This is a genomic window from Posidoniimonas corsicana (genome assembly GCF_007859765.1).
Lineage (GTDB): Bacteria > Planctomycetota > Planctomycetia > Pirellulales > Lacipirellulaceae > Posidoniimonas > Posidoniimonas corsicana.
Genome location: NZ_SIHJ01000001.1, coordinates 3,385,302 through 3,410,420, shown reverse-complemented (window position 1 = coordinate 3,410,420; position 25,119 = coordinate 3,385,302). Strand labels below are relative to the sequence as shown.

Annotated in this window: 14 protein-coding genes; 3 read left to right on the top strand and 11 right to left on the bottom strand. The window is 68.9% G+C overall.

The window, feature by feature from the left end:
• Window positions 1-95 precede the first annotated feature (95 nt).
• Both KOR34_RS13075 and KOR34_RS13070 read left to right on the top strand, forming a co-directional pair.
• On the top strand, window positions 96-1,130 hold the full coding sequence (locus tag KOR34_RS13075) for a WD40 repeat domain-containing protein (RefSeq protein WP_197531384.1): 1,035 nt from the start codon (window positions 96-98) through the stop codon (window positions 1,128-1,130).
• A 75-nt stretch (window positions 1,131-1,205) separates the two neighbouring features.
• Window positions 1,206-6,983, top strand: a complete 5,778-nt coding sequence (locus tag KOR34_RS13070; RefSeq protein ID WP_197531383.1) for an SdrD B-like domain-containing protein — start codon at window positions 1,206-1,208, stop codon at window positions 6,981-6,983.
• A gap of 91 nt (window positions 6,984-7,074) precedes the next feature.
• Here the strand turns inward: KOR34_RS13070 and KOR34_RS26710 are convergent, their stop codons facing one another.
• Genes KOR34_RS26710 through KOR34_RS13050 form a run of 5 tightly spaced genes read right to left on the bottom strand, consistent with a single transcriptional unit; the run spans window position 7,075 to window position 15,758 of the window.
• Window positions 7,075-7,245, bottom strand: coding sequence for a hypothetical protein (locus tag KOR34_RS26710; protein ID WP_197531382.1), 171 nt, complete (start codon window positions 7,243-7,245; stop codon window positions 7,075-7,077).
• A 45-nt stretch (window positions 7,246-7,290) separates the two neighbouring features.
• Window positions 7,291-7,797, bottom strand: coding sequence for a hypothetical protein (locus KOR34_RS13065; protein WP_146565008.1), 507 nt, complete (start codon window positions 7,795-7,797; stop codon window positions 7,291-7,293).
• A 59-nt stretch (window positions 7,798-7,856) separates the two neighbouring features.
• A complete protein-coding gene (locus KOR34_RS13060) occupies window positions 7,857-9,110 on the bottom strand; it encodes a CCA tRNA nucleotidyltransferase (protein WP_146565007.1) in 1,254 nt (417 codons plus the stop codon).
• Window positions 9,103-12,525: a UvrD-helicase domain-containing protein gene (locus tag KOR34_RS13055; RefSeq protein WP_146565006.1), complete on the bottom strand. Its 3,423-nt coding sequence runs from the start codon at window positions 12,523-12,525 to the stop codon at window positions 9,103-9,105. Before KOR34_RS13055 ends, KOR34_RS13060 begins: the two co-directional genes overlap by 8 nt.
• Complete coding sequence (locus KOR34_RS13050) at window positions 12,522-15,758, bottom strand: PD-(D/E)XK nuclease family protein (protein ID WP_197531381.1); 3,237 nt, start codon at window positions 15,756-15,758, stop codon at window positions 12,522-12,524. Before KOR34_RS13050 ends, KOR34_RS13055 begins: the two co-directional genes overlap by 4 nt.
• Before the next feature lie 593 nt (window positions 15,759-16,351).
• Here KOR34_RS13050 and KOR34_RS13045 point away from each other — a divergent pair.
• Window positions 16,352-17,578, top strand: a complete 1,227-nt coding sequence (locus KOR34_RS13045; RefSeq protein WP_197531380.1) for a DUF1559 family PulG-like putative transporter — start codon at window positions 16,352-16,354, stop codon at window positions 17,576-17,578.
• Window positions 17,579-18,345: 767 nt separating this feature from the next.
• On the opposite strand, the gene KOR34_RS13040 is transcribed toward KOR34_RS13045, so the two are convergent.
• The 6 genes from KOR34_RS13040 to KOR34_RS13015 all read right to left on the bottom strand — a co-directional run bounded on the left by KOR34_RS13040 (window position 18,346) and on the right by KOR34_RS13015 (window position 25,093).
• Complete coding sequence (locus tag KOR34_RS13040) at window positions 18,346-18,861, bottom strand: hypothetical protein (protein ID WP_146565003.1); 516 nt, start codon at window positions 18,859-18,861, stop codon at window positions 18,346-18,348.
• 576 nt (window positions 18,862-19,437) lie between these two features.
• On the bottom strand, window positions 19,438-20,418 hold the full coding sequence (locus KOR34_RS13035) for a sigma-54 interaction domain-containing protein (protein ID WP_146565002.1): 981 nt from the start codon (window positions 20,416-20,418) through the stop codon (window positions 19,438-19,440).
• 458 nt (window positions 20,419-20,876) lie between these two features.
• Window positions 20,877-21,758 carry an LpxI family protein gene (locus KOR34_RS13030; protein ID WP_146565001.1) on the bottom strand — a complete coding sequence of 294 codons (882 nt, stop codon included), beginning with the start codon at window positions 21,756-21,758 and terminating at the stop codon, window positions 20,877-20,879.
• An 11-nt stretch (window positions 21,759-21,769) separates the two neighbouring features.
• Window positions 21,770-22,864 (bottom strand): UDP-3-O-(3-hydroxymyristoyl)glucosamine N-acyltransferase, encoded by a 1,095-nt coding sequence (gene lpxD / locus KOR34_RS13025; RefSeq protein WP_146565000.1) that lies wholly within the window; start codon window positions 22,862-22,864, stop codon window positions 21,770-21,772.
• Between the two features lie 161 nt (window positions 22,865-23,025).
• Window positions 23,026-23,409 (bottom strand): J domain-containing protein, encoded by a 384-nt coding sequence (locus KOR34_RS13020; RefSeq protein WP_146564999.1) that lies wholly within the window; start codon window positions 23,407-23,409, stop codon window positions 23,026-23,028.
• 70 nt (window positions 23,410-23,479) lie between these two features.
• The gene (locus KOR34_RS13015; protein ID WP_146564998.1) at window positions 23,480-25,093 is read right to left on the bottom strand and encodes a hypothetical protein; all 1,614 of its coding nucleotides are present in this window, start codon (window positions 25,091-25,093) and stop codon (window positions 23,480-23,482) included.
• Window positions 25,094-25,119 lie beyond the last annotated feature (26 nt).

Here is a 25,119-nt window from a genome sequence, read left to right as displayed (position 1 = left end):
AGTCATGAACCGTAAAGGTTGACTAGGGCGGGGGCCGCCCGCGCGTCGATAGGGAGGAGGTGCTGTACCTCCGACCCCCTCAAGGGAGCCTTATCGTGCCAGCCAAGCTTGCTCTGCCAGCATGGTCCGTCATCGCGTTGGTGCTGGCCGGCGTTGCGCCGGCGGAAACCGTCCGCCAGCTCAGGCCGTTCCGCGCGTACGACTTCCGCGCCGAGGGACACGACACGCCGGTCGTGGTGACCGCCGTGGCGATCTCGCCCGACGGCAGCCAGGTCGCCGCCAGTGGAGACGACCACGGCGTGCGCCTGTGGACGCTGGCCTCGGGCCAGCAGCCGGAGCTGCTGCGGGGGCACGAGGGCTGGGTGCGGGCGCTCGCGTTCGACGGCGAGACCCGCCGCTTGGCCAGCGTCGGCGACGACCGCCGCCTCAATATCTGGAACCTGGCCGACAACCAGACCTCGCTGGTCAACAACGATGCGCAGGGGCCGATCGGCTCCGTGGCGTTCCTGCCGGGCGGCCAGCAGCTCCTGACCGCCGCGTACGGCGACCAGGTGCGGCTGCTGAACCTGTCGTCCGGGATGATCGACAAGCGCTTCGCGTGCCCGTGCCAGGACACGCGCGTCATGGCGGTCTCGCCCGACGGCCGGTGGATGGCCGCCGCGGGCCGCAACGGCACGCTGCGTCTGTGGGACCTCACGACCGGCGAGGAGGGACGCGACATCCCGGCCGACACGCAGCGGCTGCAGGCGATCGCGTTCTCGCCGGATGGCAAGCGGGTCGCGACCGGCGGCAACGGTCCCCGCGTGCGGCTGTGGGACCTCGAATCGGGCGACCTGGCCGGCGAGCTGCACACCCGCCCCGCCAAGGTCCGTTCGCTGCTGTTCCTGGACGACAACCGGCTGCTCAGCGGCGGCACCGACAACCGGATCCACGTGTGGGACCTGCGGACCGAGCTCCCCACGCACCGCCTGGTCGGGCACACGGGCACCGTGGCCGTGATGGCGGTCGACGCGGCCGGCGAGACGCTTGTCTCCGCCGGGTTCGACACCACCGTGCTGCTGTGGCGGGCGCCCAAGACGCCCGCGGCGGCGGCGACCGCCGACGCCGGATCGGACGAGGTTACCCGCTAGCTGCCTGAACGACACACACCGCGCCGGCCGGAGCGCATGACGCGCCTGCCAACAAGGGTTTCAAGGAGGAAGCCGATGGGACTGCTCAAGCTGTTTGGCCTGAACGCGAACGACGCCACGCCGGTCGCACGGAACAAGGTGCGACGCACCGCTTTGGAGCAGCTCGAGAGCCGCGAGCTCCTGGCCGCCGACGGCCTTGCGCCAGAGGTGCTGCTGGGCGGCGTCTACTTCGAGGAGGCCACCGGCGACGACTCCAAGGGCGACGTCCTGGTGATCTCGTTCCTCGGTGGGCCGCAGGGCACGACGCTCGACAAGCTGGTCATCGACACCGACAAGGACGGCCTCGGCCTCAGCGTGGGCGACCTGGTGTTCGACACCGCGCCGGGCGGCGGCGGCACGGACGGCTTCGCGTCGGTGCCGCTGGAGGTGATCAGCTCCGAAGGCTTCACTGTGCTGGGCGTCACGGTGCTCGACGGCGGCACGCAGGTGGTGTTCGACCTCAGCGGCTTCGAGGCGGGCGAGAAGCTGGTCTTCTCGGTCGACGTGGACGAGTACCAGGGCGACGACCCCGAGACCTCGCTGCCGTTCTACAACTCACTGGTCGAGGGCGCCGAGTTCCAGTTCAGCAAGCTGATCGGCGAATTTTCTGCGCCCGGGTACGTCGACCTGCAGCTCAGCGGCGTCTTCTACGACTTCTTCGACAGCCGCCGCGACGCGGCCGAGACGCACGTCGGCCTTGGCTTCGACCTCCCCGACGACCGCTACGACGAGCTCCGCGACCTGACCGACCGCACCGCCGGCGCCGTGGCCCACGCGCCGATGCTGGAGCTGGCCACCCTGTCGGGCTTCGTCTACCACGACCTCAACGACGACGGCGTCTTCGACCCGAGCGAGTCGCCCATCGCCGGCGTCGAGCTCAAGCTGCTGGACGCCAACGGGCAGGACACCGGCCTGCGCGCTGTGACCAACGCCGACGGGTTCTACAAGTTTGTCGACCTGGCGCCGGGCAAGTACACCGTCATGGAGAACCAGCCGGACGGCTGGGTCGACGGCAAGGACACGCCGGGCAGCCACGGCGGCCAGGCGGCCGACGAGTCCGCCGGGCCGGTCGACATGATCAGCTCGGTGATGCTGGCCTACGGCGACCACGCCGAGGAGTACAACTTCGGCGAGATCAAGCTGTCGTCGATCGGCGGCTTCGTGATGGCCTCTCACAGGCCCGACTGCGACTTCGACAACCCGGACGAGCTGCTCGAGGGCGTGAAGGTCGAGCTGCTCAACGAGGCCGGCGTGGTGATCGCCACCGCCCACACCGACGCGCAGGGCCGCTACCGCTTCGAGGGCCTCAAGCCCGGCAAGTACAGCGTCCGCGAGTACACGCCCAATGGCTACTTCGACGGCGAGGAGCGGGCCGGCACGGTCGGCGGCACGGTCTCGGACGACCTGATCTCGAACATCGTGCTGCTCTCGGACCAGAACGCCACCAACTACGACTTCTGCGAGCACGTCGGCGCCACGCTGGCCGGCTACGTCTACCACGACCGCAGCAACGACGGCGTGTACGACGCGACCGAGGACCCGATCGCCGGCGTCGAGCTGAAGCTGATCGATGAGAACGGCCAGGACACGGGCGTGCGGGCCGTGACCAACTCCGCCGGCTACTACCAGTTCACCGACCTGGCGCCGGGCAAGTACACGGTGATGGAGAGTCAGCCCGTGGGCTGGTTCGACGGCAAGGACACCATCGGCAGCCACGGCGGCACGGTCGGCGACGACATGCTGTCCGACGCCATGCTGAACTTCGGCGACAACGCCGTGAACTACAACTTCGGCGAGCTGCTGGCGGCGTCGATCGCGGGCCGAGTGTCGGCTTACACGAGCCCCGAATGCGACCCGGACAACCCAGAGATCCTGGTCGAGGGGGTGCAGATCGACCTGCTGGACGCGTCGGGCGTGGTCATCGCCACCACGCACACCGACGCTAACGGCGAGTACTCCTTCACCGGGCTGCGGCCGGGCGAATACCAGGTCAAAGAGCACCAGCCGACCGAGTACTTCGACGGCGATGAGCACCTGGGCACTGCCGGCGGCTCGGTATCCGACGACCTGTTCAGCGGGGTGCAACTCGGCTCGGGCGAAGACGCCACGCGGTACGACTTCTGCGAGCACGTCGGCGCCAGCCTGTCAGGCTACGTGTACCACGACCGCAGCGACGACGGGTCCTACGACCGACCCAGCGAGGAGGCCATCGCCGGCGTCACGCTCCAGCTCTACAAGGACGGCGTCAACACCGGCCGCACGTCCGTCACCGACGCCAACGGCTACTACAAGTTCTCCGACCTAGACGCCGGCAGCTACACCGTGGTGCAGGTGCACCCGACCGGCTGGTTCGACGGCAAGGACACGCCCGGCAGCCACGGCGGCGTGGCCGACGCGCCGGGCGACACGATCCGTCAGATCGTTCTCACCTACGGCGACGACTCCGTTGAGAACAACTTCGGCGAGCTGCTGGCCGCGTCGATCGCGGGCCGCGTGTCTGCTTACACCGGCCCGGACTGCGACCCGGACAACCCAGAGATCCTGGTCGAGGGCGTGCAGATCGACCTGCTGGATGCGTCGGGCGCGGTCATCGCCACCACGCACACCGACGCCAACGGCGAGTACTCCTTCACCGGCCTGCGGCCGGGCGAGTACCAGGTGAAGGAGCATCAGCCGACCGAGTATTTCGACGGCGATGAGCACCTGGGCACCGCCGGCGGCACAGTTTCCGACGACCTGTTCAGCGGGGTGCACCTCGGCTCGGGTGAGGACGCCACTCGGTATGACTTCTGCGAGCACGTCGGCGCCAGCCTGTCAGGCTACGTGTACCACGACCGCAGCGACGACGGCTCCTACGACCGGCCCAGCGAGGAGCCGATTGCCGGCGTCACGCTGATGCTGCTGGCGGCCGACGGTTCGGACACCGGGCTCCGCGCCACGACCGACGCCAACGGCTTCTACCAGTTCACCGACCTGGCCCCGGGCACGTACGCGGTGGTCGAGTTCCACCCGGCCGGCTGGCTCGATGGCAAGGACACGCCAGGCAGCCATGGCGGCGTTGCTGACGCGTCGGGCGATGCGATCCGCCAGATCACCATCACCTACGGCGACCACTCGATCGAGAACAACTTCGGCGAGCTGCTGGCTGCGTCGATCGCCGGCCGCGTTTCGGCGTTCACGGGCCCGGACTGCGACCCGGACAACCCGGAGATCCTGGTCGAGGGGGTGCAGATCGACCTGCTGGACGCGTCGGGCGCGGTCATCGCCACCACGCACACCGACGCCAACGGCGAGTACTCCTTCACCGGCCTGCGGCCGGGCGAGTACCAGGTTAAAGAGCATCAGCCGACCGAGTACTACGACGGCGATGAGCACGTCGGCACCGCCGGCGGATCGGTATCCGACGACCTGTTCAGCGGGGTGCACCTCGGCTCGGGCGAGGAGGCCACTCGGTACGACTTCTGCGAGCACGTCGGCGCTAACCTGTCCGGTTACGTGTACCACGACCGCAGCGACGACGGCTCCTACGACCGGCCCGGCGAGGAGCCGATCGCCGGCGTCACGCTGAAGCTGTACAAGGACGGCGTCGACACCGGCCGCACGGCCATTACCGACGCCAACGGCTATTACCAGTTCACGAACCTGGATGCCGGCAGCTACACCGTGGTGCAGGTGCACCCGGCCGGCTGGCTGGACGGCAAGGACACGCCCGGCAGCCACGGCGGCGTCGCGGACGCGTCGGGCGATGCGATCCGCCAGATCACCATCACCTTCGGCGACGACTCGGTCGAGAACAACTTCGGCGAGCTGCTGCCCGGCTCCATCCGCGGCAAGGTGGTGGTCTCCACCGACCCGGAGTGCGACCCGGACGACGGCGAGCCGCCGATCGCGGGCGTGACGATTGAGCTGCTCAACGAGTCGGGCCAGGTCATCGCCACCACGCTGACCGACGCCAACGGCGAGTACGCGTTCACCAACCTGCCGCCGGGCGTCTACAGCGTACGGGAGATCCAGCCCGCGGGCTACTTCCACGGCGACCAGCACGTCGGCGACGGCGGGGGCGCCTACTTCGGCCAGGACCTGATCGGCGACGTCCACGTCGGCTCCGACCAGCACTGGGACAACTACGACTTCTGCGAGACCCCGCCCGCCGCTTTGTCGGGCTACGTGTTCATCGACGGCGCGCCGATCCTGACGCTCGACGACATCGCCCCCGAAGACATCGTCAACTACCGCGACGGCGTCCGGTCGGCGGACGACACGCCGCTTGCCGGCGTGGTGGTCGAGCTCCGCAACGGCGTTTCGGGCGACCCGATCTTCGGCGAGCAGGCGCTGCCGGGCTACTACCCGCCCGGCCCGATCCGCGCCGTCACCGACGCCAACGGCTTCTACCGCTTCGACGGGCTGCCCGGCGGCGTGTACGCGGTGGTGCAGATCCAGCCGCAGAACCTGATCGACGGCGTCGACACGGTCGGCACGCTGGGCGGCATCGCCATCAACCCGGTCCCGCCGATCGAGGGCGAGCTGATCGCGTTCGACGGGATCCAGCAGCCCGGCAGCATGACCATCGAGCAGTTCCGCACCAACTTCGGCGACAACGCCATTGTGCGGATCCCGCTTCAGGCGGGGCAGCACTCGCAGGAGAACAACTTCAGCGAGGTGCGGAAGACTCCGTTCTTCCTGCCGCCGGAGACCCCGCCGGTGACGCCGCCGCCGCTGGTCGTGGCGCCGCCGATGTACCTGCCGCCGCGGCCGGTGGACCAGTTCTTCAACTCCGCCCCAGCGACGCTGCCGTTCTACGGCGCGTCGCAGGCGATCGGCTGGACCTGGCACCTGAGCGTGGTGAACGCGGGCAACCCGCGGGCAGCGACCGCCAACGGCCCGACCATGATCCTCGCCAAGAGCCAGTTTGACGCCGCGGCGTGGGAGAACGGCGAGCTGGCCGAGGCCGAGTGGACCCTGGTCCAGGACGAGCAGGACGACCAGCGCCGCCAGCGGTTCCGCTTCGGCGACGCCGACGGCATCCCGGTCGTGGGCGACTGGAACGGCGACGGCGTCTCGGAGATCGGCGTCTACACTGACGGCTACTGGCGGCTGGACCTCAACGGCAACGGCGTGTGGGACCGGGGCGACCTGTGGGCCAAGCTCGGCTCGCGGTCCGACCTGCCGGTCACCGGCGACTGGGACGGCGACGGCAAGACCGACATCGGCATCTACGGGCCCGCCTGGCCCCGCGACCCGCACGCCATCTCACGCGAGCCCGGCCTGCCGGACGCGGACAACCACCCGGCCGTGATCGCCGGCAAGGCGAAGAACCTCCCGCCCACGGCGGAGGACGCCACCAGCGGCGGGCGGCTGCTCCGCCGCACGGCCAGCGGCGCCAGCCGGGCCGACCTGATCGACCACGTGTTCCACTACGGCACGCCCGGCGACGAGCCGGTCGCCGGCGACTGGAACGGCGACGGCATCCGCACGATCGGCGTCTACCGTGACGGCGTGTGGGTGCTCGACATGGACGGCGACGGCCGCTTCACCGAGCGTGACCAGACCTTCGTGTTCGGCGCCATGGGCGACCTGCCGGTCGTGGGCGACTGGAACGGCGACGGCGTCGACGACCTGGGCGTGTACCGCGCGGGCCGGTGGCTAGTCGACTCCAACAGCAACCGCGAGCTGGACGCCAAGGACACGGCCTTCGAGCTCGGCGCCCCGGGCGACACGCCCATCGCCGGCGACTGGGACGGCGACGGCGCCGACGAGCCCGCCGTCTACGGCCCGAAGGAGCCAACGGTGCGGGTGTCGCAGAAGGCGGGATGATCCAATTGTGGATTGGTGGTTTCGGATTGCGGATTCAATCAGGGCGGACGTTAGTCCGTTGATTAATCCGCAATCCCCAATCCGGATTCGTTCAGCTTTCCTTCAGCTTGGTGATCTCGGCCTTGGCTTCGGCGATCTGCTTCTCGTACATCGCCACCTCGTCCGGGTCGTCCATCTGCTGCTTGGCGCCATTGAGCCGCTGCTGCAGGTCCTTGACCTTCTTGTTCAGCACCTCGACGCGTTTCTTGGCTTTCTTGTCCATGACTCCTCGGTGAACTAGTTCGAAAAGGGGACTCTCGGTGGACGGCTACTCGACCGCCGGGGCGGGCGTTGCGGGCGGCTCGGCCGCAGCGGGGACCTTGGGGATCGACTTCAGCACGGCGCCCAGCAGGAAGATGGCCAGCACCATCGCCAGGGTGATGTTCAGCCAGCGGCCCAGCTGCGCCTGCAGCTTGGCCGCCGCGTCGGTCTTGCCGGCCAAGAGCGCCATCAGCGCAAACACGGCGAAGGCCAGGAGGATCTTGATGCCGAACACCATGTGGTACGGGAACGCCGGCTTCTGGTACTGCGTGATGATCACCCAGAAGTTGTACGAGCCGCTGGCCAGCAGCAGCGCGGTGCAGACGCCCACACACTTGGCCCACGCGGCCCGGCGGCCGGCGTAGATGTCGGCGCCGTCTGAGGCGGCGGCCGGGGCGAGCACAAACCGCATGTAGACCAGCCCGCCGAGCAGCGTGCCGGCGCAGGTGGTGTGCAGCACTCGGAACAAGATTGCGAGCAGGTCGAGTTCGACGGCGGGCGCCTGGGCGAGCATGGCGGTTCTTCAGCCCCGCCGGACAGCGGGGCGGTTAGGGGTGCCGGACAGGGGAGCGGTTAATGTTGGTAGTGCGCGGCGGCGAAGTCGAGTGCGGCCTGCTTGGAGCCGAGTCGCCCCTCGAGCTGCTCGTCGCGGATCTGTTCCAAGAGTTTCCCAAACTCGGGGCCCGGCTGGAACCCCGCGGCGATCAGGTCCCGGCCGTCCACCAGCGGGGGCGGGTTCCACTCTTCCGGTGGACGCGCCATCCGCTCGCGGCAGTACGCGACCTCGGCCGAAGGCTCATCGGACTCTGCCTCAACCAGCGCGAGCACGTCCCCGGCGCCGGGCGAGGCCAGCACCCGCTGCAGCCGTGGCCACGGGAGCTGGCGGGCGGCGGCGACCGCGCCGCGGTTGTCGAGCAGCCAGTCGGTCTGCTTTGCGTCGTCGTTGGTGTACTTCAGCCGCCGGCACAGCTTCGACCCAGCGGGTGAGCCGAGCGTCGGCGGCAGGCAGGCGGCGAGCGCCAGCGGCAGGCCCGGCTCGCTGAGCCGGTCGAGCGCGGCGCAGCGGTCCGCGAGCGCCTCTTGGCTCAGGCGGTGCAGCTCGGGGAGCGTTGCGGGCAGCAGGCCCAGCTCGCTCAGCGTCCGCACCGCGCGTGCGCGGCTGGCGTGGGTGAGCATGCGGGCCGCCTCGGCGCCGATCCGCTCGGCGCTGACGACCGTGAGCTGACCGGCGCGGGCGGCCACGGCGGCGGCGGTTGCCGGGTCGAGCTCGAACCCGAACGTCGCGGCGAAGCGGACCGCCCGCAGCATCCGCAGCTTGTCTTCTTCGATGCGCGCTTCGGGGTCGCCGATCGCCCGCACCACGCCCGCCGCCAGGTCGTCCTGCCCGCCGACGTAATCGATCACCTCGTCGGCGATCGGGTCGAAAAACAGACCATTGATGGTGAAGTCGCGGCGGCTGGCGTCGTGTTGGGCGTCGGTGTACTCGACGCGGTCCGGGCGGCGGCCGTCGGAGTAGCCGGCGTCGGTGCGGAACGTGGCGACCTCGATCTGCCCCGCACGGCGGGGGCCGAGCACGGTCATCACGCCGAACGCGGCGCCGATGGCCAGCGTCCGCCGCTTGCCGAACACCTCGGCGACCTGCTCCGGCGTGGCCGACGTGGCGACGTCGTAGTCCTTGGGACGCTTGCCGAGCAGCTGGTCGCGCACGCACCCGCCCGCCCACAACGACTGGTGCCCCGCGCCGCGCAGCTGCTGGACGACCTGCAGGGCAAATTCCCGCTGGGCCTGGTGGCTCTCGCCGAATTGTTTCCGCTTGGGCTCAGTCATGGTTGGCGGCGACTGTTCGCACCTGTTGGATCGCGTCGTCGATGCTGGCGGCGGCCGCCTCACGCGCGGCGTCGTCCCAGGCAAAGGTCGCCTCGGCGCCGGGCCGGAGGAAGTGCAGCGTGAGGGCTGCGGGGCGCGCGCCGAGGGCCGCCTCGACCGCCAGCGCGTAGACCGACATCTGCAGCCGGTACTCCTCGGCAGCCTTAGGGACCGACTGGGCGGTGACGCGGTTCGTCTTGTAGTCGAGGATCCGCCACTCGCCGGGCCGCTGCTCCACCAGGCAGTCGATGTAGCCCTGCAGCATCGCCGGGGCGGCGGACGAGTCTAAGCCGGGCGCCGGCCAGGGCAGGGCGAACTCAACCTCCCGCTGCAGGCGGGCCGCCTGGGCCAGCTCCTGGCAGGCGGGGCCGGCCAGGAACTTCTCGATCAGAGACTGCGCCTCGGCGGCCGCCGCCTGCCAGTTCCGGCGGAGGTGGAGCGGCGCGAGCGACTCGCACCAGTCGCCGACGCGGCTGGGGCTGGCGAAGTCGATCCGCTCCATCACCGCGTGCACCAGAGTTCCCAGCCCGCGGGGGTCGATCGGCTCGGCGGCCGGGCCGCGCGGCGCCTCGACGATTGGCGCCGCGGCGTGGTGGAACCGGCCCGTCAGCCGCGAGACCGAGAACCGCTGCAGGCTCTCGGGCCGGACGGCTACCGGCGCGACCTCGGGGGCCCGCTTCACCCGCTGCTTGCTCATCGCCTGGGCGATCAGCTTCGGCAGGTCGGGCCGCTTGCCGCGCTCGGCCTGCGGCGGCTTGGCGCCGGACGGAGGCACGAACTCGGCCAGCACCTCGCCCGAATTGCGGTCGGCGCCGGTCTGCGGGTGGATCACCTTGGTCAGCGTGGCCAGCCAGTCGCCCTTGGGCTGCTCGATGTCCTCCACCGACGACGACAGCACCAGCAGGTCGGCGGCCCGCGTGCACGCCACGTAGAACACGCGGGTGAGCTCGTCCTGGTCGGCCTGCGTCTGCACCTTCTTGTAGAGGTCCAGCCCGACCTTCACCTGCTTGTCGACCCCGGACGGCCGGACCAGCGGCCCAAGCTCCGGCGAGAACGCCGACTGGCTGCGATCAGGCGACGCCTTGCGGCCCAGGTCCGCGACAAACACCACCGGAAACTCGAGCCCCTTGGAGTGGTGCACGGTCATCAGCCGCACCACGTCCGCGTGGTCGTCGGTCGTGGCGGCGTTCGCCTCCTTGGGCTGCCGAGCGATAAACTCGGTGAGCTGCCGCACGAAGGCGTCGACATCGCCCGGCCGGGTCTGGTCGGCCACCCGCGCCTGCTCGACGATCTTCTCGAGGTTGGCCAGCTTCCGCTCCCCCAGGTACTCCGAGAGCAGCGTCGCGTCGTAGGCGGTTCGGTCGAGCGCCGTGCGGATGATCTCTGCCGTGTTCGCCACGCCCTTCATCCGCCGCAGCTCGGTCAGCACGTCGCGGGCGGCGGTGACGCGGGCCTGCTGCTCGGGCGGCGCCTCGGCCGGTGGCTGGCGGCGCAGCAGCCCCGCGTTGAGCGACCCGCCCGCGCGGGTGAGCCACAGCAGCGTCTCGTCCTGCAGCGAGAAGAACGGGCTACGCAGCACCCCCGCCAACGCCACCTCGTCGCACGTGCTCGTAACGCTCCGCAGCAGGTTGAGCAGGTCGTACACCTCCTGCTGCGAGTAGAACGCGTGCCCGCCGATCAGGTGATGATCCACGCCCGCGTCGCGGAGCGCCTGCTCATAGTGCTGCACGTCGCCCAGCGCGCGGAACAGGATGGCGATATCGCCGGGGCGGACCCGGCGGGCGGTCCACTCGCCGTCGGCCTGTTCGGCGACGCGCTCCGTGGGATCGGCCAGCAGGCCGCGGACGTGCTCGGCGATGCGCTGCGCCTCGGCGCGGCGGGCGGGCTCGGCCTTCGTGTCGGGCGGGACTTCGGTCCACAGCAGCTGCACCGCGGGGGTCGGTCCGACCTGCGGCCGCGCGGGGCGGAGCGGCAGGTACTCCTCGCCGAACAGCGGTCCGAACAACGCGTTGACGAACCCCAGCACCGCCGGCTGGCTGCGGAAGTTCTGCGAGAGCGGCAGCCGGCCCTCGGCCGGCGTACGGGACTGCAGGTCGCGGAACACGGTCGGCTCGGCGCCGCGGAACCGGTAGATCGACTGCTTGAAGTCGCCGACGAAGAACAGCCCACCGGAGGTCAACGCCTCGCCGGCGATCGCCGACACGATGTCCACCTGCGCCTGGTCGGTGTCTTGGAACTCGTCGACCAGCAGCAGCTTGGTCGACCGCTCGATGCGGCGCCGCACATCGCGGAACGCGTCCTCGGTGAGTAGCCGCCGCGTTAGCGCTAGCAGATCGTTAAAGTCGAGCGCCGCCGCGCCCCGCTTGGCCTGCTCGTACTCGGCGACGACCGCATCGGCCACCCGCGCCAGCCGCTGGCCCATCACCGCGGCTTCGACGTGCGGCTCGCCCGGCGACCACTTGGTGAGCTTGTCGATCTTGTCGCGGATCTTCTTGCACGCGTCGCCGTAGAGCTTCTTGGCGTCGGCCGAGGGCCAGTCGGCCTTCTTCCCGCAGACGCCCTGCACCTTGGCAAGCTCGCGGAGCCGCTCCACGTCGACGTCGGGGTCGCCGGCCTGCAGGGCGGCGAGCATCGCGTCGAGCCCCGCAATCTTGCTGCGCGTTTCGGCGTCGCCCGTGCACTCGGGGATCATGCCGCGGACCTGTTCGACAGCGGGCAGCTCGGCGAGCTGCCGACGCTCGATCGCGGCGACCCTCTCTTCGTAGTACCGCCCCCACGCGGCGACCATCTCTTCCGGCGGGCCGGTGAGCCAGTCGTTCAGCGGCTGCGTCCCGGCGTGCTCCAGCAGCGGGACCAGCCGGCTCTTGAGCCCCGCAAACCCGGCGTCGGCGGCCAGGGTCATGACGTCGGCGTCGCGGTCCTCCAGCATGGCCCGCAGCCGGCGGTCGGTCGCCTCGGACAGCAGCACGTCGGCCGCCGCCTGGTCCAGCACGTGGAAGCTGGGGTCGAGGCCCAACTCCAACGCGTAGTTCCGCACCAGCGTCGAGCAGAACGCGTGGATCGTGCTGACCCGCGCCCCGTCCAGCGCCCGCAGCAGCCGCAGCCAGTGCGGCGCCTCGTCGGCCGAGGCGGCCGCCAGCCGCTCCAGGCACTTCGCCCGCACCCGCTCACGCATCTCGCGGGCGGCGGCGTCGGTGAAGGTGATGGCGACCAGCTCGTGCAGCTCCAGCGCGTCGTCGCCCGGGGCGAGCTGCGACAGGAACCGCTCGGTCAGCACGAACGTCTTGCCGCAGCCGGCGCCCGCGTCCAGCGCGACCGACACGCCGCGGGTCTGGATCGCCCGGGCCTGCTCTTCGGTGTAGCAGAGAACGCTCATCCGTCCTCCCCGTCGGGCGTCTTGGCGAGGCTCCGCGCCTGCGCGACGCGGCAGACCGTGCGGTACTCGCACCGGCCGCCGCAGTCCTCGTCGGTGTTGAACATCGGGAACCGCGCCGCCCGAACGTTGCGGACTATCTGGCCCACGCGCTCGCGCACGGCCTGGACCAGCTCGTTCCAGTCCTCCGCCAGCACGACCCCGCCGTCCGCCCGCTCGCCAGGCTGCGGGAGCTTGCCAAACTTGAAGCCGTTCTCCTGCACGGCCCAGTAGCCGCTCCGCCACGGCGCGACGTCCTGGCCGGCGAACAAGTGGTCGCTCACCGCGATCGTGTACAGCACCATTTGCAGCAGCCTGCCCGACTCAATGTCCTCCTGCTTGAGCTTGAGCGACTTGGCGGTCTTGTAGTCGATGACGTTGAACACGGCCTGGCCGCCCACCCGCCCCACGTCGATCCGGTCCACCTGCCCGGTGAGCAGGATTCGGTAGTCGCCCGCCTGCAGCGCGAACGGCTCGGGGGTGGACAGTGGGTCGGGCGCCTCGCCGGTTGACGCGACCGCGGGGCCGAACCGGGCCTCGAAGTGCCGCGGCACGAGCGGCTCGACAAACGCCGAGTTCTTGTCGTCGTACCGCCGGTGCTGCCGTTGGTACTCCTCGCTCCACGCGGCGGCCTGCATGGCCTCGATCTCCGCGACCGCCGCCTCGTGCGGCGCGGTGGCGAGCGCCTCGAACGCGTCCTGAATGGCGGCGCCGAACGCGGCGGAGAACGCCTCGGCGTCGAGGGTCGACGTCGCGGCGCCCTGCCCGATCAATTGGTTCACCTGGCGGTGGAAGCGGACCATTGCGTCGTGCAGCAGCGAGCCGCGGCGGCGGTAGTCGACGTCCAGCGCAAGCGACTCGACCGGGTCCGCACGCAGCACGTGCCGCAGATAAAACTTGAAGGGGCAGGTCCCGTACTGCTCCAGCTGGCTGGCGCTCCACAGGTGCTCCGGCCCGAACCGCGCGTCCAGGGATGCCTGCGCCTCGGCGCTGGTGAGCACGCCCTCGTACGCGCCGAACGAGTCGCCGTGCGAGCGCTCGTGCGAGGCGAGCAGTCCTGCCGCGAGCGCCGCCCCGGTTGCGTCGGACGACCCTCCGGCGACGACTTGGGCGAGGGGGCCGGCGTCGCCCTCCATCAGCCGTCGCACGGCGTGCCGGCGCAGCTGCTGCGGGTCTTGCGGGGCCTGCTCGCCGGGGTCCGCGGTTGTGCGTAGCTGCCGCCGTGGGAACAGCCTCTCCAGCTCCGCGACGTAGGAGCTCGGGTTGAGCGTCTGCGCCTTCGCGTCGAGTGCGGCGTACGAGAGGTAGACCGCTTGGCGGGGAGTGGCCAGCAGCTTGCAGAACAGCAGCATCTCGCTCGCCTGCTGACTGCGGAGTTGATCATCGGCAGAGCCGATCGCGATCGCCGAGTCGGGACGCGGGAAAGACTGCTCGTCCAGGCCGACCAGCAGCAGGTGCTCGCACGGCGTCTGGCTGGCGGTCTCGGCGCTGAGCGCGCGGACGCGTCCCTCGGCGTCCCAGCGGACATCGAGCGGCACGCGGCTCAGCCACCCCTGCACCAGCCGGTGCGCCTCGGCCAGCGGGATCCGCTGCTCTTCGGCGCGGCGCTGCTCCGACAGCCGTTGGAGGGAAGCGAACGCGTCCTCCAGGGCGGCCAGCGCCGCCTCGTCGTCCCGCTGGGCAGTCTGGTCGGTAGGACGGTAGCCCAGGGTGGCGATTGCGCCGGCCAGCCGGTCGTGCCATCCGAGTGGGTCGGCCTCGTGGTAGAAGGTCTGCGTGACCTCCGCCAGTGTCTGCAGCGCGGGCAACGCCAGGGTGGCGGCAGAGGTCAGCCGCTCGCGCCGGCGGTCGGGCGGCTCGTCGTCCGCGGTGGCGTTGTCAGTGCTCGCCTGGTTCTGCGAGGCGAGCCAGTTCACGCGATCCAGCAGCTGCCTGCGGCCTTTGGGGTATAGCAGCTCGTTCAGTACCCATTCCACCGCGGCCCGGCGGCCGGCGAGGCCCAGCCGACGCGCGATCCGACGCTCGTCGTCGTCCAGCGGCGTGTCGAACAGCCCCAGGCTGGGCAGCGTAACCGCGCTGTGTACGGCGTCGTAGGTCCAGTCGTCGGTCGCCAATCGCAGCACCAATGCCGCCACCCGACCCACGGCTGTCTGCCCCAGCGTAGCGGCGCCTTCGACCGCCAGCGGCACGCCCGCCTGGGCAAACGCCTCACGCAGCCGCGGCGCCCAGCCGCCAATGCCGCGGGCGGCCACCACGATGTCGGCGGCCGGCACGCCCGATCGGAGCAGTTGCTTGGCGCGGTGGGCCGCGGACTCGGCCTCTTCCTGCAAGCCAGCGGCGCCGTGGACCACGATGCCGGTCCCGCGCTGGTCGGCGCCGGCGCGGCGTCGCGCGTCGCGAGGGTCGCGGAAGATTGCGTCGAGCGCGTGGCGCCGCGCGTCGGCGTCTGGCAGGCGGCTTTCGACCCAGGTGATCTCGCTGGCGGGGAACAGCGACCGCAGCCGCCGCACGGTAGCGGCGGGACCGTCGTAGAGGGTGGCGGTCTGTCCCGCGGCTGCTGACGCGAGCGCCTCCGGGCCGTTCACGGTGAAGGCCGCCGCCCACTGCCCCGCCGAGCGGAGCACCGCCTGCAGGAACCGCGCTTCCAGCATCTCCAGGCGGTCGAGGCCCGACGCGGCGACCATTTCCGGCGCGCCGCCGGGCGCTGCGCCCGACTCGAATAGCTCGCACGCGTAACGGAGCCGCGCGGAGCGATCCATCAACCGGTGGCGGCGGCACTCCTGGGTGTAGTCCTGGTACGCGCGGGCCAGCTCGCTGATCCGGGCGTCACCGATGGCGCCGGTCTGGTCGAACAGCTCCTCCGGCGTCAGGTTGTCCATCGCAAACTGCTCGAGAGCGGTCGCCACGTAGTCGAGCCCGCCGGCAGAGCCGCGGGCCTGCGTCAGCAGCCGGAACCGCCCCGAAAAGCTGCCGCGGTGCAGGATCTCTTCGATGAGCCGCGAGCGGGCCACCCGGGACAGCGGGCGGATCGGCTCGGGGGCGGCCGAAACGACGGCGTCCGCAGCCTGGTAGAGCGGCTTGATCCCCGGCGCCAGCATACCCCCCGTTAGGGTTGCTAGCACGCCAGTGAGCCTGGCGGACTCAAGCGTGGTCGGGGCCAGCCACAGCCGCAGGCCGGGAGCGGGGTGCGTTCCCATCCAACCGGCATAAACCCGTAGGACTTCCTCGGTCGTTGGGGCGGCAGGGGGTCCAAGGAAGAGCCGCATGGCAGCGTCACAGCGGGGTCGAGATACGCGGGCCGATGGGCCGGGGTTATCGCTGCTATTGTTGCGGCAAGTCCTTTGAAAATAAAGACCTACGGCGATTCCCGATACGCTGGTCGCGGGCGGGTGGATAGGGGGTATGCGTCGTGTGGTACGATTGAGTAGACGATGCGCCCCAGGGCTGAGTGGGCGTTCGGACGTGGGCATACCGGTAAGTCAGTTGATTGACAGCCCTTGCAGCCGGCGGTTATTATTTCGGCTACGGTTAGAGGGCAGCTATTCGTGTTAACCTGGGGGAGATCCTCCACTTCCTGCGTGCGTACCCCGTGCGCAGCGAGGGGCGTCCGGGACACGCCTCATGAGTCGCTATTCTCTTTCCGCGGCCTGCGGACCGCTGTTTCCGGGAGTTATTCCCGGCAACTGAATAAGGATCCGAGGGTGCTGCGATGGTATAGGAGGCAATGGCGCCGCCCCGTTCGGGGTGCGTCGTCCTTATTTATCCCTTTTTTCTTTGGAGAGGTAACGCAATGAGACTTCGTGCACGCGAAAACCAGGGTTTTACCCTGGTGGAGCTGCTGGTCGTGATCGCGATCATCGGCATCCTTATCGCGCTGCTGCTGCCGGCGGTTCAGGCCGCCCGTGAAGCAGCCCGGCGCAACCAGTGTCTGAGCCAGATGAAGCAGTTGGTGCTGGCCACCCACAACCACCACGACACCTACAACTACCTGCCGCTGGCGTCGACCTCGCCGTACGCCACGTCGCAGGGTGGGCCCGTTCAGATCGGCGCGCAGGGTAACGCCGCCAACGGTCGTGACCCTCAGAACCTCAGCGACGGCTACAGCTGGATGGTGCAGCTGCTCCCTTACCTGGAAGAGCAGCCGCTGCACAGCCGGATGAGCCAGAACTCGGCCACTTTCTCGCGGTCGGCTTTCAGCCAGACTGCCAACGGCGGCGTTTTCATGACCCCGTCCGGCGCTGCCGCGTCCGCGACGAACCCGTGGTTCTGGGAGCAGCCGCTGGATTTCGCACTCTGCCCCAGTTTCCCGGGTGACGAGAACGTCACGCTAACCGGCGTTGCCGAGGCGGGCGATGGTCCGGCCGCAGGCAACTACATTGCGATGGCTTCGACCCACTACACCAACCAGAACGGCGGCCACCTGGCGACCAGCGGTTCGCGGAACACCACCGCCAATCCGTGCAATTCGTCGTCGTACTGCGGCAACGGCGCCCTGCCGTTCCCAGGTGTTGCGGGCAATCGCGTAACTAAGAAGGGCCACTCGTTTGCGGCTCTGTCGGACGGCACGTCGAAGTGCGCGATGATCGCCGAGAGCCGCGAGCAGGCGATCACCAGCTGGTACAGCGGCCTCGCCTCGTACGGCGTGGCTTGGTGGCCCAACTACAACGGTGGTGGCGAACTGCCTAACGCGGTTCCCAACAACACGGCCCCGAACCAGAACGCTTGGCAGAAAAACCTGGACTCGGCGGCCGCTCAGGCGTTGAACAAGGGCACCGACAGGAGGACCGCCTCGGGCAACTCAGCGATCGACCCGCAGACCCTGTGGTACGCGACCAGTTCGCAGTACCCGCACATGGGCACCGAGCGCAAGTGGGGCCCGAGCTCGGCCCACCCGTCGGTGGTGCAGCACGGGTTTGGTGACGGCCGCGCCAAGGCTGTGGCCGACAACATCGACACCGATGTCTACCTGTGGATGGTTACCCGCAACGGTCGCGAGACCTACGACGAGGGCACCTGATCCTAGTCAGGCATAGCCCGCTGCGGGCTATGTTTCTGGGTTAGCTACGAACCGACCGCCGGGGCAGCCGAGTTGCCCCGGCGGTTTTCTGTTGCGCTCTCGGTGGAGCCATGGCCGTCGCACTGGGGGCTTCAGCCTCTCTGCGCGGCCTGCTTGCCGTGGATGTTCCACGCTTCGTCGTGGAAAACGGCCACGCGTTGCGATCAAATGGAGGGTGGGTCCACGTGTGCACATCCCATGTGGTGTGGGCGTCCGGCGCGGCGTGCAGCTGGATCTGTGGCGTTTTGAGTACGGGAGTGTCCGATCTTTGCGCCCGCATCGGACAAAACCCAGACCACCTATTTGAGAGGAATCGGTGTAAAGGCATACTCCAAAACCACTTGTGGTTTTACGCGGCGGTAGTGTGTCCCGGGTTTTGTCCCCTTCGCGCGTGTTATTGGACAAAAAGAATCGGACGGTACCTGCCGACAAAGCTGTGGCTGGCCTGCCGGGCACCGAAGCTGGGCTCGAGCACGTTTAGTCGTGGAATCCGGTGGGGTGAGCAACTGGGCCGCGGGGCACAGGTGGTCCGCCGGCTCGCTGTGCGGCTGGAGCCTTCGCAGCGTGTGGAGTCGAGTCCGCGGCTGTCCGGCCGCCGGGATGGGGCTCGGTAGCGGAGTGGGGCGGGCGCAAGCAAAAGCCGCCCCGGACAGGCCCGGGGCGGTTTTGCTTGGAGGGTTCAGTCTGCAGCCGCCCGCATTTGGGTGAGGCGGCTAGCTGTGCCTGGCCTACTGGAAGGTCGGGCGGAAGCCGCCGGGGGCGTCGGTGCTGGCGCCGTTCTGCGAAACGGCCGCCGGCTCGCTGGTCGCCGGGGAGGGGGCGGTCGGCGTGGTGCGGCGCTTCGGCGGGGCGTTCTTCTCGGTCGGGATCTTGTCCTGCTCGATGACCTGCAGCAGCTTCGAGATACAGAGCTTGTTCATGCTGGTCCGCAGGTCGTGGGCCTCGGTCCGCAGGTACTCGTGCATGCTCTTGGGGAGCCGCACGGTGATCACACGGGTGGGCTCCGAGTCGGCGTCGGCCGCGGGCTTCTGCTCACGGAGCTTCACCAGCATGTTCTGGATCTGGTCGAACTCGTCGCTCTTCTCAAAGGCGGTCAGGTCGTCGAAGTTTGGGAAGGTTTGACGGGCGAGGCCCTCGATGCCAAGGATCTCGCGGAAGAACACCACCCAATCGGGGGAGGTTTGATAAAGCCGCTCCGCGGCGAGCAGCACTTGTTGGTAGCTTACAGGGGATTGGTTCTGCACAGCACTCGTCTCCTTCCAGAGATGCGTGTACGGGATGGACGGGGAGGACCACGCCAGTCCTCGCGTTTGCTGGCATCATCCGGTGCGGTCAAACGCGGGTCGCGAAGTCCTTGCATTGCTTGCACTTACGGCATCGTCCGGGCGGCGCCTATTCCGGGGCAGGGCGTGCACGCGGTCGGGCACGGCCTCCCTGCCTGGTTTTTGGGCAGCTGGGCATTTCCCATTGCGGTAGGTGTCCAGTGGCGGTGGCGGCGTTGCAAGTCGTTTGGGGATTGGGTTTTGCGTGATCTTTACTCTTTTTTGAGAGGAATTAGGCGTGTTGAGCAGCCGTGCCGACCCTGAATCGTCGGGCGAGCGGCGACCCCAAGCTCGCTGGATCAGTGTGACGACAGCGCTCGCCGAGTCGAGCTGCCAGTTTGGCGGTCCGCGAGAAATGCCGGTATTCGGCAGGGCGTCAACGGGCAGCGGAACCCGGAACTGCTCAGGCGAGCGGGCGGAAAAGTCGTGACCCGTATCGAGCCGGGATCGACCGCAGGAGAGGCAGCAATCGAGCACCCCGTCGGGGTGGGCTGGCGATTACTGGAGCGGCGGGTTCTTGTCGAGCTGCGCCAGCAGGCGGGTCATCGTGTTGGGGTGGACCCCCAGCAGCTTGGCCGCCTGGCCCTTGTGCCCCTGAGTGGCCCGCAGGGCCTGCTTGACCGCCACCTCACGAAGCTTGGTGAGGTCGGTAAAGGGCAGGGCCACCGCGTCGGGCTGGCTGGCGCGGCGGTTGGGGAGCACCGGCTCGCAGTCCAGCACGTAAGACTGCTCGATGACGTGGCCGAGCTGCCGGATGTTGCCGGGCCACGAGTACTCGCAGAACTCCCGGAGTTCCTGCTCGGACGGGACCCAGAGGTCACGCCCGTAGCGGCTGGCGAAGCGCTGCGAGAAGTACCGCACGAACGCGGGGATGTCCTCGATGCGGTCGCGGAGCGGCGGCACGTGGAGCTCAACCATGTTGAGCCGATAGTACAAGTCCTCGCGGAATCGGCCTTCGCTGACCTCTCTTTCGAGGTCGCGGTTGGTGGCCGCGATCACCTGAACATTGATCCGCTCGGGCCGGGCGGCGCCGACCGGGGTGACTTCGGATTCCTGCAGAACGCGGAGCAGCTTGGGCTGCAACTCCATGGGCATTTCGCCCACTTCGTCGAGGAACACGACGCCATCCTGGGCGGCGCGGAACACACCGAGGCTTTGCCCGGCGGCGCCCGTAAACGCCCCTTTCTCGTGGCCAAATAGCTGGCTCTCGGCCAGGGTGGGGGTCAACGCGGCACAGTTGACGGGAACCAGTGGCTTGTCGCGGCGGTGGCTGAGCCGGTGTAAGGCCCGGGCCCAGACCTCTTTGCCGGTGCCGGTTTCGCCGGTGACGAGAACGGTGCACTGCACCTCAGCTGCTTTTTCAGCGTGGCGTGCGATCTGCGTGATACGCGGATTCGAGCCCAGCACCCAGCTGTCGGGTGCGTCTGGCGGTGTCGCCAGGAGAGATTCGATCGAAGGTGATAGTTGCGCCGAAGCCATAGATGCTGTCGAGACGCTTGAGATCCACCGACTGAACGTGCTAGCGAGAGGACGCTATGCAGGAGGGGTTCAGCCTGTCCGCTGCTAGATCAGCAGTGGGGGCCGAGTAGAAGTAGGTCGTCGGTACTCAGATCACTAGCGGCCCGCCAATAGTTTGCTCTGCCCTGTTGCCTTTCGAGGACCTTGCTGGTTTGGTAAACCGGCGAGGCTCTGCCCTTTCTCCCGATAATACACGAGTTGGCGGATTCCCTCAATCAAATTGGCGCCAGCGAACCGGTTTTCAGGTCCCCGAGTTCCGGTTGTGCTGGGTGGCCGCGGCCGCGGTGATAATCGCCGTAAGGTGATTGTCAGTAACGGCTTGCGGATCGGCGTGCGGATGCCGCGGGACTCCCAAGGTCGGCCGATGCGCGGGGGAGAGAGAGGGCGCCCGGTCCCGATTGGGGTGGCGGGGCGATCGCTTACCCAGCCGCTCGCAGAGCGGCAGCCGACTTCATCGCCACCACACTGAGTTTGTTGCGGAGCGCGAACTCACGGAAGTCGGCCTCGTCGAGCAGGATGGTCTGATCGGCTTCAATGACGAGTGTGCTTGCGCCGGCGGCCACCATCGTTTCGAGCGTTCCGCGGCCGACGGTCGGCACGTCGAACCGCATGTCTTGCTGCGGCTTGGCGACCTTCACCACCGTGAACCCGCCCTTGGGGCAGAGCTCGCCAGCGCGGCGGATACAAAGGTCGGTCCCCTCGACAGCCTCCACTGCGATCACCGACCGGTCCTTCACGCAGACGCTTTGACCGACGTCCAGGCGGCCCATTTCCTTGGCCATCGACCAGCCAAAGTCCGCGTCTGCCTGCCGGGCGGGGGAGAGCGGCGCGCCGGCGATGAGTCCAGGTATCACGAGGAGTTCCTCCGCAAAGTCGGTGGCCGGCGCCAACCGGATGCCCCGGTCGGCGAACGCCTGCACGATCGCGCCGAGCAGGGTGTCGTCGCGCTGGTCGGCGGAGCGGCTGACGAAGTGGGGGTAGAAGGTCTTGATGGTGGTCCAGTCGGGGGCGTACCGCAGCCAAGCCAGGGGGCGGTACATCTCGACCTTGTGGATCTTGCCCGCCATGGTGGCGGTGGTCACTCCGTGGCGGCGGAAGCACCGCACCACCTGGCCGATCCGGGCCGCCCCCACCCACTGGAAGTGGTCGCAGATGTCGCGCAACGCCGGGTCGGCGTGGCGCTGAACAGCAGCGCACGACACCCGGTACCCCGAACGCTTGAGGGCCTCAGCAATGACCACGGGGTAGCGACCCCACGCGGCGATCAGGCCGATTGTCTCTCGGGGAGGCGGTGCTAGCACGGTGGCCTCGTCTAGGCGGCGCGGTCGGACGCGGCGGATTCGCTGGCGGTCCGGGGCTGGGGCCCGTTGACCGCGTCTTCCAGTTCGGCAACCAGCTGCCTCAGCTTCTTGAACTCCTTGCGCATCGCCGGGAGCTTGGCGATCGCCGCGAACTGCAGCTTCTGCACCCGTTCGGGCACCGCTGGCGCTCCCAGCATCTTCGCGCCGGCGGCCACGTGGTTGCTCACACCGGCCATCGCTCCCAGCACAGCCCCGTCGCCGATGGTGACATGGTCCCGCACGCCGACCTGGCCTCCCATCACGACGTAGTCGCCTGTGGAGGTGCTGCCGGCGATCCCGACCTGTGAACAGATCAGGTTGTAGCGGCCGATCTGGCAGTTGTGGGCGATCTGCACAAGGTTGTCGATCTTCGTGCCGGGGCCGACCCGTGTGGGGCCGTACACCCCACGGTCGATGGTGGCGCCGGCGCCAACATCCACGTCGTCGCCGATCTCGACCGAGCCGAGCTGGGCCGACAGCACGTGTCGGCCTTCCTGCTGCGAGTAGCCGAACCCGTAGGCGCCCAGCACGGCGCCGGAGTGGATCAGGCACCGCTCGCCCACGGTGACATCGTCGTAGAGCGTCACGTTGGCGAAGAGCTGAGTCTCGGCGCCGATCCGGCAGCCCGCGCCGACGACTGTGTTGGGGTAAATTACCACCCCGGGGCCAATCACCGAGTCCTCGCCGATCACCACCCCTGCTAGCACCTGCGCGGTGGCGTCGATGCGGGCGGATTCTGCGACGACCGCCGTCGGGTGCAGGGCGACACGCTTGGTCGCCCTAGCGGGGCGGAAGTAGCCGACGACGGCCGCGAACGCCTGGTGGACGTCGTCGACCAGGATGCCGGGCATGCCGGCCAGGTCGCTCCCGGTCGGGGCCACGGCGGCGGCAGCGGGCGAGCCGGGCAGGCTGCCGACCCGGAGGTCGTTGTCCGCTAGCGTCAGGCACCCCTCGACGGCGTCGTCCAGGGGGTGGGCGGAGTGGATGGGTGTTTGTGGGTCGCCTACCAGGCGGCCGCTGACGAGCTCGGCCAACTGGCCAAGCGTGGCGGCGGACGGACGAGTCATAGGGATTCCCTTCCCGGGCGCATCGAATCGTCGATGGTGTCGAACTTGCGCCGGCGAAATCGGCCGTCCTGGCCCCGGCGCAGGCGGGCATAGTACCCACCCAGTCGGTAGCGTGCCAAGAGCAGAGTTTGGCCCGTGCCGGCGCCGCTGGCTGGGCCGCGCTAGGGGTGCGCGTCGCTGGCCAGCCGCATCGCTTCCTCGAAGTGGTTCTGCAGTCGCGCGAACGCCCTGCGGGTGCCGCCGGCGTCGGGGTGCAGCCGCTTCACCTGGGCCCGGTAGGCGGCCAGCACTTCCGCGGTGGTGCAGCCTCGCGAGAGCCCCAGCGCGACGAAGCAGGGGGGCGTGTCCCGGCGGACCCACTCGGGGACCGCGACCGCGTAGCCGCGGACCAGCACCAGGGCCCGGCGTAGCGAGCGGAGGTAGGCCCGGTAGTCGAGGTACAGCAGCGCGTAACCCAACGCGGGGAGTGCGATCGCCAACGCACCCAGCCCCCCGAGGCCAGCCAGGTCGACGGCGTCGGGCCACGTTCGATCGGCGAGGAGCATGAAGAGACTGCCGTAGCGTAGTGAGGCGCCTGGTCCGCCCCAGTTTAACCCATCACGGGCCGCAGTCTATTCACTTTCGCCATGCTCGCCCGCCACCCCGCAGGGCGGTCACGGCGAGCGCGGCCACGAGGATCCCCGCCGAGGCGGGCTCGGGGACGGCGCTCAGCGCCGCAAAAGCCGCGGCGCCGTTCGCCGCGACGTACAGGTTCTTGAACCGCACAAAATCGGCGTAGTCGTTGTCGCCGTCGGCGTCGAGGTCGCCCCGCAGGTACCGGTTGGTCGGTGAGAGCAGCCGGACATCGGTGTGCGTGTGTGCGGCGAAGATCCGCCAGTCCTCGGTAGTAAGTACGCCGTCGTCATTGAGGTCGCCGGCGACGGCGTTCTCGATCACGAAGTCGGATACGCCGACCACAAGGTCGACGTAGCTGCCGATGGCGTCGCTCCCCAGCCCGAGCACGCTGAACTCGTACCACTCCCGCATCACCTCCCACGGGCGTCGGGGCGCGGTGGGGTTGAGGCTGAGGAAGTCCTCGCCCTCGTTGCCCTGGTAGACGGACGTGGCGAAGTCGATGTCGCGGATGGATCGGCCGACCTCGAGTTCCCGTTCCTGGTTGTTGCGGTCCTGGTCGCCTTCTGGGTCCATGTCCAGGATCGCGCCGTCGAGGTAGAACTGCACGCCGTCTCGGCCGGTGCGGTACTCGATGGTTATCTCTTGGGTCACGGTGGTGTAGCGGCCCCGGTGGGGCGTGTATTCCTCGGCCTGCCGCCGGTAGGTGAGCCCGTAGAGGACGTCGGCCGCGTAGCCCGCCTCAACGCCGTAGAGGTCGTTGTCGCTGTCGTAGGTGACGGCCCGGTCGTCGTGCGCGTAGATCCGGAAGACGCCTTCTCCGAGTTGGTCGAGGTCCGGCGCCTGGGTGTCGCTGAGCCAGTGCAGGTCGTTCAGCTTCTCGTGCACGCTAAAGTGCCCGTGGCTGATGTTGCCCATCACGTCGAACGGGTTGCCGTACTCATCGCGGTGGACGCCCAGCGTGGTTGGTTGGTTGCCGTGCTGGCCAGCGTCGTAGACGTCGTACCGACCCCGCTCAAAGTTGTAGACGTAGGGCGTGTGGTTGCTGTCGTCGACGTTGCGCCAGGCGGCGGCGTGCGGCGCGCCGATGCGGTGCCCGAGTTCGTGGTCGACAACAATCCGCCCCCAGCTCGTGTTGATATCGGCCTGCACCGCGTAGTTGTTGCTGGGGATCCACGCCAGGCCCGACCAGCCCTGGTCCGGGTCGGGGGTGGTCCGGCTCACGTCGAAGACGTTCGAGTGGTAATCCTCCGGCTCGATCCCGTACTGGCTGCGGACGTAGTTCTCTGCGTCGGCGATCCAGTCGCCGATGCGCGTGCCGTCGGCGTTGAGTGTCAGCGGCACGTCGAGGACGTGCTCGTAGCGGAGGTCGAACGTGCCGCCCGAGTTGGCGGCGTAGAACTCGCGTGTGGCGGTTGAGTTCTCGCGGATTTGGCGGATCTCCCTAGCGGTCGGCGGCGCCGCGTTTGCGTCGCGGACGATGAAGTAGATCCCGTTGTAGTTCCCCTGGCTGATCGACAGGTCTTGCAGCGGGTAGGTTGCCGCAGCGGCCAACGCGGCCGACGTCAACGCGGCACACAGACCAACCACCACCCGCGCAGCTCCGCCCACCGCCATTGTCGGCCCCTTTCGCCTCGCCCAGC